The sequence below is a fragment of the Paenibacillus ilasis genome (assembly GCF_043195395.1).
Taxonomy (GTDB): domain Bacteria; phylum Bacillota; class Bacilli; order Paenibacillales; family Paenibacillaceae; genus Paenibacillus_AQ; species Paenibacillus_AQ lautus.
This window is the reverse complement of record NZ_JBHDJG010000002.1, coordinates 884,438-900,081: the sequence shown is the minus strand read 5'-3', so window position 1 is coordinate 900,081 and position 15,644 is coordinate 884,438. Positions and strand designations below refer to the sequence as shown.

The 15,644-nt window shown below is 52.0% G+C and carries 14 protein-coding genes; 2 read left to right on the top strand and 12 right to left on the bottom strand.

Annotated features, from left to right (window positions below; genetic code table 11):
* Window positions 1–18: 18 nt before the first annotated feature.
* Window positions 19–618, top strand: coding sequence for an RNA polymerase sigma factor (locus ACETK5_RS24105; RefSeq protein WP_394058291.1), 600 nt, complete (start codon window positions 19–21; stop codon window positions 616–618).
* The gene (locus ACETK5_RS24100) at window positions 569–1,555 is read left to right on the top strand and encodes a DUF4367 domain-containing protein (RefSeq protein ID WP_394058289.1); all 987 of its coding nucleotides are present in this window, start codon (window positions 569–571) and stop codon (window positions 1,553–1,555) included. The genes ACETK5_RS24105 and ACETK5_RS24100 overlap by 50 nt, the downstream gene beginning before the upstream one ends.
* A gap of 285 nt (window positions 1,556–1,840) precedes the next feature.
* On the opposite strand, the gene ACETK5_RS24095 is transcribed toward ACETK5_RS24100, so the two are convergent.
* From ACETK5_RS24095 to ACETK5_RS24040, 12 genes are all read right to left on the bottom strand, one after another.
* Entirely contained in the window at window positions 1,841–3,289 is a 1,449-nt protein-coding gene (locus ACETK5_RS24095; protein WP_326111940.1) for an ABC transporter substrate-binding protein, read from the bottom strand.
* A gap of 130 nt (window positions 3,290–3,419) precedes the next feature.
* A complete protein-coding gene (locus ACETK5_RS24090) occupies window positions 3,420–4,286 on the bottom strand; it encodes a carbohydrate ABC transporter permease (protein WP_326111941.1) in 867 nt (288 codons plus the stop codon).
* Window position 4,287: 1 nt separating this feature from the next.
* Window positions 4,288–5,223 carry a carbohydrate ABC transporter permease gene (locus ACETK5_RS24085; protein WP_394058286.1) on the bottom strand — a complete coding sequence of 312 codons (936 nt, stop codon included), beginning with the start codon at window positions 5,221–5,223 and terminating at the stop codon, window positions 4,288–4,290.
* Window positions 5,224–5,319: 96 nt separating this feature from the next.
* Window positions 5,320–6,639, bottom strand: coding sequence for a response regulator transcription factor (locus ACETK5_RS24080; RefSeq protein ID WP_394058284.1), 1,320 nt, complete (start codon window positions 6,637–6,639; stop codon window positions 5,320–5,322).
* A complete protein-coding gene (locus ACETK5_RS24075) occupies window positions 6,639–8,471 on the bottom strand; it encodes a cache domain-containing sensor histidine kinase (RefSeq protein WP_100540198.1) in 1,833 nt (610 codons plus the stop codon). The genes ACETK5_RS24080 and ACETK5_RS24075 overlap by 1 nt, the downstream gene beginning before the upstream one ends.
* 305 nt (window positions 8,472–8,776) lie before the next feature.
* Window positions 8,777–10,642, bottom strand: a complete 1,866-nt coding sequence (locus tag ACETK5_RS24070; RefSeq protein WP_394058282.1) for an SLC13 family permease — start codon at window positions 10,640–10,642, stop codon at window positions 8,777–8,779.
* 374 nt (window positions 10,643–11,016) lie between these two features.
* Window positions 11,017–12,279: a stalk domain-containing protein gene (locus ACETK5_RS24065; RefSeq protein ID WP_394058280.1), complete on the bottom strand. Its 1,263-nt coding sequence runs from the start codon at window positions 12,277–12,279 to the stop codon at window positions 11,017–11,019.
* 74 nt (window positions 12,280–12,353) lie between these two features.
* Complete coding sequence (locus ACETK5_RS24060) at window positions 12,354–12,689, bottom strand: hypothetical protein (protein ID WP_394058278.1); 336 nt, start codon at window positions 12,687–12,689, stop codon at window positions 12,354–12,356.
* 180 nt (window positions 12,690–12,869) lie between these two features.
* Window positions 12,870–13,136 carry a hypothetical protein gene (locus ACETK5_RS24055; protein WP_100540194.1) on the bottom strand — a complete coding sequence of 89 codons (267 nt, stop codon included), beginning with the start codon at window positions 13,134–13,136 and terminating at the stop codon, window positions 12,870–12,872.
* Between the two features lie 62 nt (window positions 13,137–13,198).
* Window positions 13,199–14,062 carry an inositol monophosphatase family protein gene (locus ACETK5_RS24050; protein ID WP_326097374.1) on the bottom strand — a complete coding sequence of 288 codons (864 nt, stop codon included), beginning with the start codon at window positions 14,060–14,062 and terminating at the stop codon, window positions 13,199–13,201.
* A 264-nt stretch (window positions 14,063–14,326) separates the two neighbouring features.
* Window positions 14,327–15,328: a UV DNA damage repair endonuclease UvsE gene (uvsE, locus tag ACETK5_RS24045; RefSeq protein WP_394058275.1), complete on the bottom strand. Its 1,002-nt coding sequence runs from the start codon at window positions 15,326–15,328 to the stop codon at window positions 14,327–14,329.
* Window positions 15,325–15,642 (bottom strand): hypothetical protein, encoded by a 318-nt coding sequence (locus ACETK5_RS24040; RefSeq protein ID WP_006208215.1) that lies wholly within the window; start codon window positions 15,640–15,642, stop codon window positions 15,325–15,327. The genes uvsE and ACETK5_RS24040 overlap by 4 nt, the downstream gene beginning before the upstream one ends.
* Between the last annotated feature and the right edge of the window lie 2 nt (window positions 15,643–15,644).

Below are 15,644 nucleotides of genomic sequence, written 5' to 3'. Positions count from 1 at the left end.
GTAAAGGGGTGAAACCACTTGGATGAACCAGCATTCCATCAGATCGTTGCTGATGTTTTAAAGGGAGAGATCGACAAATATGAGCTGATCATGAACCGCTGCCACAAAGCCATCTTCAACTATTGCTATCACATGCTTGGCGACTATGCCGAAGCCGAAGATTGCACCCAGGAAGCTTTTTTGAAAGCTTATCGCAATCTATCTAAATTCGAACCGGACAAGCCCTTCGAAGCCTGGCTGTACCGCATCGCCTCCAACCAGTGCATCGACTACCTCCGCAAGCGAAAGCTATCCCGATACCTCCCCTTTCTGTATCAGAAGGATCAGGATAACAGGCATGTCGATCAGGTCATCGAGCACAAATACTACAATCCGTCCGTGCTCAGTGCGCTGGCCAGGCTGACCGCCGAGGAACGAAGCCTGCTCATCCTGCGCTGCGTCGAGGACAAGAGCTATCACGAGATCAGCCTTATTTTGCAACAAAGCACGACCTATCTTAGGAAAAAATTTCAGCGGGCCGCAGCCAAGTTCCGCAAACATTATGCCATGGCCGAGGGGGAAGAAACGAATGAGCATGGACAACGACCAGGACCTGAAACCACTCTTTCAAAGGGTTGAGCCGCTTGGTGCGGCCCTCCAGGAACGCGTCATGAACCAAATTCGGGAAAAACATCTTAAAAGGGAGCGATTTTTCGTGAAAAACAAAGTGAGCATTCTCTTAATTGCCGGCATGCTGCTTACCGCATCGACCGGTTTCGCAGCAGTAAAGTACCACTCTTTAACCAACGGCAAGGGAGAGGTAGTCTATGAGGAGAAATCGAACGCAGAGTCGCCTTCGCGTAAGGACTATTCAAAAGAGGAACTGAACCGTATACATCTGATGAACACCATCTGGGACGAACAGATCAAGCCGGGCGAAGCCGCCATCATTTATGTCGTACCGGATAATCCGAAGCATGCCATCGACATCAAATCCACTCCACATGCCGTCAAGGATTTCGCCAAGCTGCAAAGCATGGTGAACGTGCCCGGTTTGCCGCTGGCCAAGGAGCTTTCCGGTTCGGGCACATACACGTTCAATAATGCCAGCGTGCACATGGAGCGCGAGACTGACGTGAACCCGCTGACCGAGCAGGAAAAAGCCGACATCGCCAAAAAGCTGCTTGAGAAAGCCAAAGCCTCCGGGAAGGACTACGCCCTGATGCCGGTGAAGTTCACCGATCAATTCTGGCTTTCGACGGTATATTATGCCAGCGGCAATAAAAAAGTCTCCCTTACCATTCTGAATAACGGGGACCACGGAAGCGTGACTTCCTACTGGGATGAGAGCACGGGCATGACCAGCCGGAAAATCGAGATCAACGGGCAGGATGTGCTGCAAAAAACGTGGAACGGCGGAAACTCGGCGCAGCTGGCACAGCTGGACTGGGTCTATGAAGAACCAACCACCGGACATCACTACATGTTTTCGCTCAACGCTACCACGGGTGACATCGCTGCCGAAGAGCTGATCCGCATCGCCAAGACGATCATTCCAAAGGCGGATTCCAAATAAGCAGCGTTGTGTCACTTGGCTTAAGGCCGTCATAATCATAGCCAATCGTAATCACCAATATGGCTCTTTTTCGTAGGAACACTGTAAAAATGAAAAATTATACAAAAAAGCCGCCTGATTCGTGTCGGGATCCGGGTACGAATCAGCGGCCGTGCTTGAGAAGGGCTGACCTTTCGCCCGGCTTTTGCAACTATAACCAAGGATATGAAAAAGCAAAGAGAGACGCCGCTCCGGCGTCTCTCTTTTGTGCTGCCATGTTCCCCAATCCCATCCGGGGCAGTACCCTTACTTCTGCTCGATCTTATCGAAGAAATTCTCCTGAACCAACTTGGCCGTATCGTCCAGCTGTTTCTTGGAATCCGTGCCTTCCTTCGAGAACGATTCCTGCACGACATTGGACATCGCGGCATAATAATCCTGGGTGCCGAATTGCGCTTCAGGCTTGCCTTCCAACAGGCTGAAGAGCTGCGGATCATATTTGTAGACGTTGTCGTACTTATCGTAGATGGCCTTCACCTTCGCGGCATACTCGGAATCATCGCTGAAATATTCCAGCGGGGTCGGTACAAAGTATTTGCCTTCGGCTTTGCGGGCATTAATCGTATCATCCACCGATTTCAGCGCATCGTCCGTAAAATAATCAAACGTGATGTAACGGAATGCCATTTCCTGCTCTTCCTTCGTGGCATTCGGGTTGATGACCAAGTAATTGCCGCCCAAAATGCCGTGATGTGCTCCGCCTTTCTCCATCGCAGGCATCGGATACGCAAGCACATCCTCAGGCTTCATGCCCCCTTCATTCAATGCCGGCTGGATCACGTCAAATGCGCCCGCAATGACCATCGCCGTACGTCCCTGCTGGAACGAGCTGACGGCATCGCCCCAACCAAGGGCCCAGTCCTGCGGAATGGCATTCGCTTCCCATCTCAGCTTCTTGTAGAAGTCCAGCGCCTTCACGCCGGCTTCCGAGTTAAACACCGCTTTCACTTTACCGTCTTCGTTCACTTCAATGTCCCCGCCAGCTTCAAACAGGAAATTGGTCCAGTTCCAACCCGCTTCATTGCCTTTACCCATCGGCGCGATTCCGGAAATGCCGGCCTTCGGATCTGCGGCGCCCTTCGCTGTGTTGTACATGTCGTCCCATGTCCAATCCATTGGCGGAACGGGCACGCCCTTCGCATCCAGGAGCTTCTTGTTCACAATCGTTGACGTGATGTACCCGTTCTGCGTAACGCCGTACACCTTGCCGTCCACGATGAATTGATCCTGCAGCACGGGGTTCATGTCGTCCTTGTACTCCCAGTCGTTCCAGAACTCCGTAATGTCGGCCACCCAACCCCGCTCCACGAGCAGCTGTGCTTCCGTAGCCCAAGTGTTATAAAACGTCGGTGCTTCGTTCGAAGCCATCTTGACCCCAATTTCGTTGACGCTGTACTGCCAGTCATCCTTCACGATGGTCACGTTCGGATATTTCGCCTGGAAACGGGCGATTTTATCATCCTCCTGCTGACGCAGCGTTGTGTCATCCGGCAGCGGATAGTGGATCTTAATCGTTATCTTTTGATCCGCGATATCCTCTTTCGGTTCCTCTGTCTGCGTTGTAGTCGTTCCGCCCGAATTGGCGGTCCCTCCGTCTTTATTGCCGACCTCCGGCGCTGCTTTGCCGCCGCCGCATGCGGCGAGCAAGGAGCTGAACAGCATAAGGCAGATCAGTAGTGCTGAGAACTTGCGCATGGATACTCCCCTTTTCCTTATTGAAATAATAATGTCCTTTCTTATCTCCATCATAGAATCGAAACCCGGAAAGGACGATGTGCATTCATATGACGATCATGTGCAGGGCTACGATGCTGTACACGCTGCCCTATCCTTTAACGGCCGAGAGACTGACGCTGCGCATAATGAATTTCTGGAACACCAGAAATACGAAGATCGGCGGCACCATGACCATGAACAGAATCGCGAATTTCATGCTGCTGTCCAGGCTCCTTGCGTTGATGACATATTTGTAGATGGCCGTAGCCAGCGTGTACTTGTCCTGCGTCTGCATGACCAGCGACGGCCAGAACCAGTCATTCCATGCCGTGGAGAAAATAAAGATTGCCAGCGTTGCGAAGATCGGAACGGACAGCGGAACGGCAATCCGCAGGAAGCTGCTCAACTCCGAAGCGCCGTCAATGCGAGCTGCCTCGAAGATCTCCGGATGAATGCCATCGAAGAAGTTTTTGATCAGCAGGAAGAAGTATGCGTTCGCTCCGGCCGGCAGCCAGAAGGCCCAATAGGAATTCAGCAGCCCAAGCTCCTTCAAATTGACGAAGTTCGGAATCATGTAACTCGACGCCGGAATAAACAAGGTCATGAGAATAAAGAAATAGATGGCCCGGTGATAGGGAACCCGGATCCGGGATATGCTGAATGCCGCCAAGCCCAGTACCAGAATCGTCACCAGCAGATTGCCGCCAAAAATAAGCAGCGTATTCTTCAGAAACATCGGCAGATCGATGTATTCCCACCCCTTCGGGAAGTTACCCCAATGCCATTCCGACGGAAAAAAGCGCGGCGGAAACGTGTTGATCTCCTGATTGCTTTTCAGCCCGTTAAACATCGTCATGCCGATCGGGTACAGCATCGTAAAGACCATCACCGCGATGCACAGCACCATAAACCCGTATACCGCCTTGTTCCACGGTTTTCTCAAATCCGAAGCGGACAGTATGCCTCTCTCTTTCATCCTAGTACTCCTCCCTGTTCATCTTGAATTGCAGGATGCCCAGCAAACTCAGCACCAGAAACATCAAAATGCCCATAGCGGTTCCTGCCCCGTAATCCAGCTGGTTAAACGCGTATTTTACGGTTAGAAGCGCATAGGTGAGCGTGGCCTTGTTCGGTCCGCCATCCAGCATCGCAAGCTGCGACTGATACGCCTGCGAAGTGCCGATCAGCTGCAGAATCAGCATAAGCATAATCAAATTGCGCATCGAGGGGAGCGTAATGTATTTAATCCGGGCCCATACACCCGCACCGTCGATTTCGGCGGCTTCATACCAATCCTTCGGTATGCTGAGCACGCCGGCCAGATAGATCAGCATCGCCGAGCCGAATTGCTGCCATGTCTCCATCACGACAAGCGACACCATGGAGAAACGGCTATCCGAAATAAACGATACCGGTTCTGCCCCGAAGAAGCCGAACAGGGCGTTGATCGGACCTACCGGGTCATACATCCACCTCCACATGCCGTAGAGCACGACGCCGGGTACGACAAACGGGAGATACGCCGCAATCCGGGCGAAGCCCTGGAACAGCTTCAGCTCCGAGATGGCGATGGAGGCCGCAATGGGCACCCAGAAGCCGATGACCAGCGTTAACAGCATGAAATACAATGTATTTCGAACGGAAAGCAGCAGGTCGGGATTGCTCAGAACGTTGGCATAATTATCAAACCCGACGAAGGTGTTTCCTTTTACGAAATCGATATGAAAAAAGCTGTAAAAGATCCCTTTAAAGATCGGCACCCACAAAAAGACGATAAAGATCGCAATCGCCGGAACGAGGAACAAATACCCCCATAAATTCTTCTTCCACAGCGGCTTGCGCTTATGCTCCTTTCGGGTGCGATGACCGGGCTCGATCCGAGCCTGGCCTTGCGGCATGGCCGTTTCTTCCATCTGACTCCCTCATTCCTTTATTAAATGTCCAGCTTTAATTGTAAAAAGGCGGGGAGTCTTCGAACATGTCTAAAACTATGTGAAGTATAACCGTTCTTACTTCTTTAGCTCGCTTGGACTGACGCCGTAGTATTTTTTGAAGATTTTGCTGAAATGCTCCGGGGATTCATAGCCGACTCGCTCCGCGATTTCGTATCGGCGGAGATCCGTGCTCAGGATCAGAGACCTGCTCTCCTCCATCCGCAGCTTCACGACATACTCCCACAGGCTGCTGCCGGTATATTTTTTGAACAGATAACTCAAATAGTTCGGGCTTACATGATTGCTTTTGGCTACCTCGTGAATCGTCAATCCCTTCTGGCGGTAATGCTCCTCGATATATTGTCTCGTATTCTCCACGATCCGGTTGCTCTGGCTCGAGAGCACCTCCTGCGACGTCTCCTGGGCATAGTTATGCCAATTGAAATCCCCGTAATAAAACACATGGAAATCATGCAGCTGCTCGCTCCACAGCATCGCTTTGTCCGCCTGACGGCTAAGCACGCTCAAAAATTCCGGCCCCCTCAATATTTGGCTGATCCCTACGGTACAGCTTCGTTTCAGGTACAGCTCCACATGGTGGTGCAGGCTCCGGCCAATCATCTCCAGATGGTGGATCTTGCCGCTCGCATGCTCCTCCATCTCCTGCTCGCTCCATTGGAGGATGATGTTGATGTCCCGCTCCGGCGAATAGAATACGAAGGTGTGCGGCTCCTGCTCCAGCAGCTCCTTGGCAATATTCAGCGCGGCATATTGAATCAGGTTTAGATCTTGCCTGGAAAAAGAAGCGCCGCTGTCTTTCGTTAGGCCCAGCTTCATCTTGATCACCGCAAAATAAGGACCGATCAAGCCCAGCTCCGACTCGTCTAGACCGACCAGCTCCGGCTGATCCAGCTCCGTGGAGAGCCGCTGGTTCAGCCGCTCTGTTCGCTCGGACGGAGGCTCCTCCATCCGAAAATGCTCGTTATCGGCCATGAGAAAGTGCTCCACCTGAGGTGCCGGTCGTTCCATCTTGAGCAGCACGCTGCGGACCGAATCCAGAAACTGCTCGCTGTTCAGCGGTTTAATCAAATAATCCTTGGCTCCGAGCTGAAGCGCCCGCTGCGCATATTGAAATGTTTCATGGGCTGAAATAATGATCGTCTGAACCCACGGCTTTACGATCTTTGCCTGCTGCATCAGCTCAATGCCGTTCATCTCGCCCATCTGGATATCGGTAACCAGCAGATCGATATCCCCCATCCGTATGTAATCCAGCGCTTCCTGCCCGCTGTAGGCCGTAGTAATCCCATCGATGGCTATGCCCGAGGACGTTAACAGCCCGGCTAAGCCCTTGCAGATCAAAGGTTCGTCATCTACCACCAAAACGTTATACATCAGGAAACCTCCTGTCCGGTTGCGGTAATGGTTGCAACTTCTGTTCGGGGGATCGTAATGGTCACACGGGTTCCCCCTTCTTCTCTTGGTTCATATTCCAGCCCATAGCGGCTTCCAAAATGCAGCCGGATCCGCTCCTGGATATTGCGGATGCCGTAGCCCAGCGAAGGGTCCGGCGCTTCACTATGGAGCAGCCTGTGGATGGACTCGTAGTTTACGGGGCGGAAGCCGTTATCTTCAATGACGAGTAGGCAGTGTCCATCCTCCAGATGTCCTGAAATCCGAATGATTCCATCCTCGCCCATATTTTTAATGCCATGAATAATCGCGTTCTCCAGCAGCGGCTGCAGCGTAATCTTCGGCACATGGTTCACCAGCAAGGACTCGGGCACTTCCCAGCGGACGGTAAACTGATAGTCGTAACGGTTCAACTGAAGATTGATATAAGCCCCCGCATGCTCGAGCTCTTCCCCGAGCGTGATAAGATCCCGGCCCCGGCTGAGACTGATCTTCATCAATTTGGACAAATCCTTGATCATCTTGGCTGACTCGGTATTGCCTTCCATCGTGCTCTTCCAATAAATGCTTTCCAGGGTGTTGTACAGCAAATGGGGGTTAATCTGCTGATAAAGCAGCTGCAGCTGCGCTTCCTTCTGCTTCAGATCCATACGGTATTTGTAGTGGATCAGATCATTCAATCGGCGGGCCATGTCATAGATCGTAGAGATGAGGACGCTAACTTCATCTTTTCTGCGCCGATAGGGGGTTTCCGGCACGACGTTCCCCGGTTCGTACCTTCTCACGAAATGCGCCAGCTTCTGGAGCGGCGTCATCAGCGACTGCCAGAAGTAAAAAACGATAATGAGCCCCACGGCAAAGTAAGCGATGGAGATAACCTGGATGACGCGCTTCATCTCGCTTTGCTGGGCGAGCAGCGTTTTGACGGGCACCTTGTAGACCAGCTTCTGCTGAAGCACGTAGTTATAATCGATGACATAGATAAAATCCGACGTAATCACGTCCATGACACCGATGGTGGAATGGCCCGGATCCGCTTCAGGCGGCAATTCAAGCCTTCCTGCCATTCCTTGTACCGACGAAGTCAGGATATGGTCGTTCCAATCGGTAAAATACAGTTCCCCATCCGGTATCGATACCGTCGATAACGACTCGCCGATCCGCGCGTCCAGATTGGTTACGACCAAAACGCCGATTGTACCGCCCCGATAAATATTGTTAACGGCCCGCACATAGCTTAAGGTCTCTTGATCCTGGCGTCCTTGTACCGGCGGTGACAAATTCGCTATGCGCTTGAGATACCCGTTCCCTTTCATTGCCACGGCTTCATCGAACCATGCCGGTTTCTCCTTCTCGTCGGAGAAAAAATACACCCCCGCTTTTCTGCGGTCAGGGTAATAGGGAGCAAAGAAGTAGCTGTTGTCCGGGTCGTACACATAGAGCGAGTAATAGACCGGTTCGCGTTCATCCGTCTCTTGGGAGAAGGACAACAGCATCTTTTCAAGCCGCTCGTAGTTTTTGACGCGCTCCAGAACGGTGCCCTCGGCAAAGGGATCCAACTGCTGGATCTGCGAATTTTGGATGACCGTGGAGGTTACTTTGTTAACGGTTTCAATATCACGGTTAATCAGCTTGAAGTTCTGCTTGTTCAGTTCGATATAAGCATTGGTCACATGACGCTTCAGGATTTGACCGGCCATGGAATTCCCGTAGGCATTTAGCGCAAACAACGGGATGACCAGCACCAGGAACAGCAGAATCATCTGCTGTTTGATATTCATGCGTCCCAGCGGATTTTTAAAGCGGTTCTTCATCGGTCCTTGCACCTCCGGCTTTCTCAAGCATAGCAACAATCCAGCGGCACCAGCGTAGTCATTTCTACGCAAATGATGCGTATTTTTACGATGAGGCAGGAAGTCACAAATTCAACTATTTATTAACCTCGGGTCGGGGGATTTCCTGCTTGTAAGGCTGGCATGCCAATGGTTAACTGACTTTCCATGAGTAAATTCGCCTGATAGGTAAGTAAGATCCAGTATGCATTTCAGCCAAATTGAATAACACCCCCATGTCGGACCCTACCGGACCCAACATAGAGGTGTTCATATGCAAATTCCCTTTAGAAGGGAAAGAACAGCGGCAGTACCGCCATCATGACCATGCCAATCACCAGTTGAAGCGGCAATCCGACCTTCACGTAGTGGCTGAATTTATAACGGCCTGCCGACATGACGAGCGCGTTCGGCGGCGTGGAGAACGGTGATGCAAAGCACATGCTCGCCCCAATGGAGACGGCGAACAGAAACGGATACGGGCTGGCTCCCATCTGGATCGCAGCCGAGAGTGCAATCGGCGCGAATAATACGGCGCAGGCCGTATTGCTGATGAACAGCGTCAACAGCGAGGTGGTGAAGTACACCCCTGCCAGCAGGGCAAGCGGGCCATAGCTGCCCAGCGAATGGACCAGCATATCCGAGATTAGCGTGGCGGCTCCCGTCTTCTCGATGGCAATGGACATCGGAATCATGCCGCCAATGAGCACAATGCTCTCCCAGTTGACCGTCTTATAGGCCTCCTCCATGTTGCGCACGCATCCGAACACCACCATCAATACCGCAGCAACCATCACGGAGGCAACCGCCGGAATCCATTCGGTCACCAGCAGGATCACCATCAAGAGCATGATCCCGGCCGCAATCGGCGCTTTGTGGTCCATCGTCAATTTGCGCGACTCCTCCACGGGCTGCCCTACCACCACGACATCCGTTTGCTCGGCAGCCAGGAGGGCTATATCCTTCCAGGTGCCCTGAACGAGCAGGGCATCACCAAAGCGCATTTTCTCCTCCTTCAGATGATGCAGAAGATACTGTTCTTTTCGTTGAATTCCCAATATGTTCACCCGATACTTCTCGCGGAAGCCCGAATGCTTGACGAGCCGGCCAATCAGGCGCGAGGACGGCGTCAGCATCACCTCGGCAATGCCGACGTCACTCGTGGCGTACTGCGACTCTTCGGCACGTTTCCGATGCTCGGGTACACGCTGGTCCAGCATGACAAGCCCATACGTCTCCGCAAGCTCCGAGGCCCGCTCGAACGGGCCGTTCACATACAGAATATCGTCTTCCTCAATCACGGTCTCGGGACCTGCGATCTCCTGGTTGATCGTTTTGAAGAATTGATTCTTGGCCGACATTTTACGGCGGATTTCAATGACGTTAATCTCGAACTTCGCCGGAATGTCCAGCTCCCGCAATGTCTTGGATCGAATGGAGGAATCGGCTCCAACCTGAATCCGATACAGGTTCTGAGTCAGTTGATACTGTTTGGCAAGTTCTCGAAGCGAGCGCCCGCCCTGTTTACCTGCTCCCCCTTCTTCATCGCTGGGAAGAAAACGGCGAAGGAACAATATCGCGATGATCCCCGTTGCCAAACACACCAGGCCGATCGGCAAAAAAGCAAAGAACGACAGCCGTTCGTAACCTGCGTTGATCAACGTCTCCTGAATCACGAGATTCGGCGGCGTACCGATTAACGTAAGCATGCCGCCCAGGCTGCTCGCAAAGGCAAGCGGCATCAGCAGCCGCCCCGGATTGATCTCTGCGCTGAATGCCAGGCTGACAACAATGGGCAGCATCACTGCTACCGTGCCGGTATTACTGACGAATCCGCCAATGAGCGACGTCACCAGCATGATCATAATCAAGAGCCGGGTCTCGCTTCCGCCGCCAAGCTTCAGCAGCTTTCCGCTTGCCATCTTGGCTAATCCGGTCTGAAAAATGCCGCCGCCCACTACAAACAAACCAATCATCATGATGACAACCGAATTGGAAAAGCCCGAAAGGGCTTCGGCCGGACTTAAAATGTCCGTTAACATCAGTACCATCAACACGCCGATCGCGACCAAATCCGACCGCACTTTCCCCGACATGAACAATGCGGATGCCACGGCCAAGACAGACAATGTAACGATCATCGGTCCATTCATTCCTAGTTCCCCCTATATTGCCCTATCTATGTTTCTTCCAAGATTCGACATTCAACATCCCTTTCCCTGCCACTATCACGCATCTCCACTCTCCATCCTGTCAGGATTTAGGTTCAACTTCTGATCTGATGTCAAACCATTCATGAAAGGAAATGATGTCGTATTGTACCACCTGCTTGGAGTTACTCATGTTAGAAACATCACACCGCTGTGCAAGTACATCCCTAAACCTATATCTCCAGCATGTTCTCTATTGGGCCGTCAACCAAACAGGGGAAATCAAATGGATATCTCTCCTAGGCCATCACCGCAACCGGTAATCACAAAAAAAAGCTGCATCGGCTCCTTCCAGCCGGTGCAGCTTGCTTATGGAATTACAGGTTAATGAATGCGGTACGCAATTTGGTGCTGTATTGAACATCAAAACCTAGACCGGATGCAATCACGGCGAGCGGAACGTAGGTTTTATCTTCTTTCCCTACTTTTTGCAGGAAAGCCGGCGTATCGATCGGTACAGCCGTTCCGTTAACTTGAATGGTTTTGGCGCCAATCTTCACCACCACCGTCTGATCTCCCAACGTAATCGTTGCACTGGACGTTTTATTTTCCCACTTGGTCGTCGCCCCCACAGCATTTACGATATCCTGTATCGCTACGTAATTCAGGTTATCGCGAAGGATCGGCTTATACGGCGTGTTCAGCTCCTGCCCCTTCACGATGATACGCATCGGCTGCCCCTGTTCTTGAACAGCGGGATTCTTGTAGCTGCCCCAGATCGTCTCTGCGAACACGCTGGCCATCGTCTCGTATCCATATTGGTTCGGATGAATATCATCTTTTAGGATATGGGTCATCGTCAGCTCGGAGCCCACGAATTCCTTCGCAACATGGGCCACCTTGATATCCACGCCCTGAGACGCAAAACTGTCAGCTACGCCTTCCACCAGCTTCGTAAACTCTCCAGATGCTGCAAGCAGTTTAGCGTATGCGACCTCGTCAGCGACTTTGGGCACCGGGTTGTACTGGTCCGCCACCACAATTGCGGCATCCGGATTGATGGCTTGCAAGTTGGTAATGACGGATGAGACATTATCGGTATAGATCTTGAACAGTTCCTGCATCTTTGCTTTCAGCTGTTCGTCGCTTAATGTTTCCACGGTACTGACCAGACTCATCATGTCATTGCCGCCGATGGTAATGGTAATCAGATCCGCATTGGCGATAACCGGCTTGGCTTTCGCTGCGTCAGCGCCAATCTGCTTGGTGCGCGGATCGATGCCGCTGAGCCCCGGCTGCAGTTCCTCCGCCGTAATCGCGCGTTCATCCAAGACGGCCTTGACGTAATGATTCAGCCCATCGGTTTTCAGGCCGCCGATCCCCAGATTCGTTACCTCGGTCCGGCCGTGGAACAAACCCTGCTCATACAGCCGGTCAACAAAACCGTAGGGCTTGCTGTTCAGATCCATTCCCGGCTCATACCCAACGGTCAGCGAGTCCCCCAACGCTACAATATGATATGTATCCTTGGCTGTAATCTCATCGGCATAAGCCGGCGCAACGCCCGGTCCAACCAGTGCCACCGCGAGCGTCAAGGTGCCGGTTACTGCCGCCAGCCCCTTCTTCCATTGTTTGAACATGCCTTCACTCCCTTAACGTCAATTATCTTGATACAGCCTTATTTTACCACCGGCAACCTGCGAATGGTACCGAATCAACCAGGAGGATAAGGTTTCATGATAAGAAAAGTGAATAAATAGCCGAGGGAGGTAACTCCAAACCAAGCAAATATTCCAGGCGTGGCTGCAAAATACAGGCTTGGCAGGATCGACCATCCAAAGGCAACCAGCAGCAGCAATCGGTATGAGTACATCACCGCGAGCATCGCCAAAGTGGCTGGAAGAAACAGCATGACGAACGTAGTTAAGGCCGGTTTCCAGCTGATCTCATCGGAATAGGGGTTGAAGAAGATCAGGATGCACCACAGCATCATGGAGGCTGCCCCTGATGCGCCTCCCAGAACATGATAAATTTGAAGCCGAACTCGCACCGCGCTCTCCCCCTATGGACAAGGTCAAACCTCGTGACTCCAACTTGAGCCATCTTGAGCATTGTTATCTTGGCTAGTTATCATAAAAAAAATGGACAGCTCACTCTATGCTGTCCATTCCTGATTCGGCCTTTAATGAATAGATATGCGCCCGCTTCGGAATCATCCCTTAAAGCGTTATCAAGCTTCTTCACCTGAATCCTCAGGCTTATCCTTCTTAACTGCCTTCTCCATGTACTTGTCATAGCGATCATCCACTTCCTTCGCCATGCTGCGGTATTTCTGCGTCTCTTCCACAATGGGATCGAGCTGCGTCTGAATCCGGATCTCGTATTTCGGAGAGAGAAGCCTGCGCTCCTCCTTCTCCCGATCCTTCTTCTGCATTTCACCGTCCGTTAACATCTCGCTAAGCTGGCGCTCCAAATCCTGATCCGACTTCTCATTCATCGTAAGCACACTCCTTTATCAAGCGGTTGTAAGTGATCTGCATCCTCTGTTGTCCCGGGCCTTTAGCGAACCAAAGCTTCGCCCGCGTCCTTTAGTGTATCCAGAAAACGCTGATGAATCAGCCCGTTGGTTGCCGCCAAATGACGGACCGACAGGTCGTATGACTTTCCTTCCGTATCGGTTACTTTACCGCCGGACTCCTGAACCAATAGCGCGCCTGCGGCAACGTCCCAAGCACTCAAGCCGTGCTCCCAGTATCCGCTGAGCCGGCCGGCAGCCACATAAGCAAGATGAAGCGCAGCGGATCCGCCGGCTCTTACATTACGGACCATCGGCAGCAGCGCCTGCAGCTCCGCCATATTCAGCGGCAGGTTGACCGTGCTGTCCAGCGGGAAGCCCGTGGCCAGCAAGCTGTCCGACAATTGATCTTCCTTGGAAACATAGGTAGGGTTGCCGTGAACGTAGGCCCCTTTTCCTTTTTCCGCAACAAACAACTCGTCCCGGGAAGGGTCGTAAATAACGCCGACAATGACTTCTCCATGATGAGCCAGTGCAATCGACACGGAGTAAAACGGAAATCCATGAACATAGTTCGTCGTTCCGTCCACAGGGTCGATAATCCAGAGATACTCTTCGTCCTTGGCGTCCTCGAGTGCCTTCGCGTAGGCATCGGTACCCGGGGCAACCCCTTCTTCTCCAAGGATCGCATGATCCGGAAAGTGCGTCAAAATCAGCTTGCGGATCATCTGTTCGGCACCTTTGTCCACCTCGGTTACGATATCCTGTGCCGAAGACTTGGTGCTCAACTGCTTGACGGTACCGAGCTTGCTCTTAATCCACTCTCCCGCTTTGGCGGCGCAATTAATGGCTACTGCGGTGTAACTCTTACTGCTGACAACATAAGGAATCTTTTCATTCTCGTTCAAAGCACTCACTCTACTTTCTATATAAATCTAGTGATTTTTGACAATCCCTACATCCTATTCAGTCATTGTAGTAATCGAAAGGGCAGCTAAGCGAAATTTCCGCCTATTTCAATAAAAGTCCGTCCTATGCTGTGCACCTGAATGCTTGGCGAGAACGAACTTTTTTATCCGATGTCATGTGTTAAGGGGAATCTCTGTTTGGATACTTCCAACGTAACCCAAAATCCATCAACTTGCAAGTGTTAACAAGCTCATCTTATCGGGTTAAGGGTTCACTTGGATGGAGGCACCGTCAAGAATGGTTACGCCCTCTGCCGTATAATCTCCCAAATCCTTCATCAGATCAAACAAAGCGCCGTCCTTCATCTTTGCTTCAATCATAACGTCCACCTTCGGCGTAGCCCCCGCAATATTCCGTAAAAACGCCAGCAATGGCACGACATCCACCCCATCCGCATGGCTGCGGATATCGGTAGGGCTTTTGGGACTGGATACGTGAATTTTGGGCGGCAGCGGCTGCGCCTCGTCCGAATCCGCCTGCGCAAGCGGCGTCTCCCAGGTGCGAAGAATATCCGGCCACAATTCCCAAGGCGCCTCGCCATCGTTGTTGACCCACTGATGGTGGATATCGAGCACCATGGGCAGCCCCGTTTGCTGGCATACGGCCAGCGTTTCCTGCGCTGTAAAGGTTTTGTCGTCATTTTCAAGAGTCAGCCGTTCCTTAATATGCGGTTCAAGCTCATGGAAGTGTTCCACGAATCGGGCCGAGGCCGAAGGCTTGTCTCCATAGGCGCCGCCGATGTGAATGTTATTTTTCATGGAAGCAGGCAGCTCCATCGCCTGCAGCATATGGACGTGCGACTCCAGATCACGGATCGAGTTGACCAGCACCTCAGGACGCGGCGTGCTCAGCACCGTGAAATGATCCGGATGAAAAGATACCCGCATCCCGTATTTTTTCACAAAATCCCCAATGGCCTGAAAGCCTTCCCGCAAAGCCGGGAACGGATCCCAATCCTGCATATCTTGATGCGTGGCCAGCGGAATCAGCTTGGACGAGAAGCGGTACACCTTGATATCGTGAGCCGCGTTATGCTTCAGAAGCCGAAGGGTATTATGTAGATTCTCATTCGCGATCCGCTCCAGTTTGTGCAAGCCGGCCTCACGGTCATTCAGCTTCATAAAACTCTTCATGGTCATCGTCTTGGAAGGAGAAGCATTCTGCACAACCGTGGACATGGCTACATAACCGAAACGAACAATCATGCATGGTCTCCAAAAAACATTTCGTGAGCGAGTGCTGTCTGTACGCGTGCTTCCTCATCGGTCAATTTGCGAATCAGCTGCAGCTCGACCGAAGTGACCTCGCGGCCCTGGAAGTTAATCTCCGATACGCATGCGGTGATCAGGACGATCGCCACCGCCTGGTTATCCGGCGTATAAGCAATGACCTTCTGTCCTGTCGGAAATACCCGAAGGCCATCCTTCAGCATTTTGCCGCGGCCGTATTCCAGCAGCTCATAGAGCTCCTGCTCACTCTTAAACTTACAAACGGAATTGAACTCGGTTTGAAATCCCATAT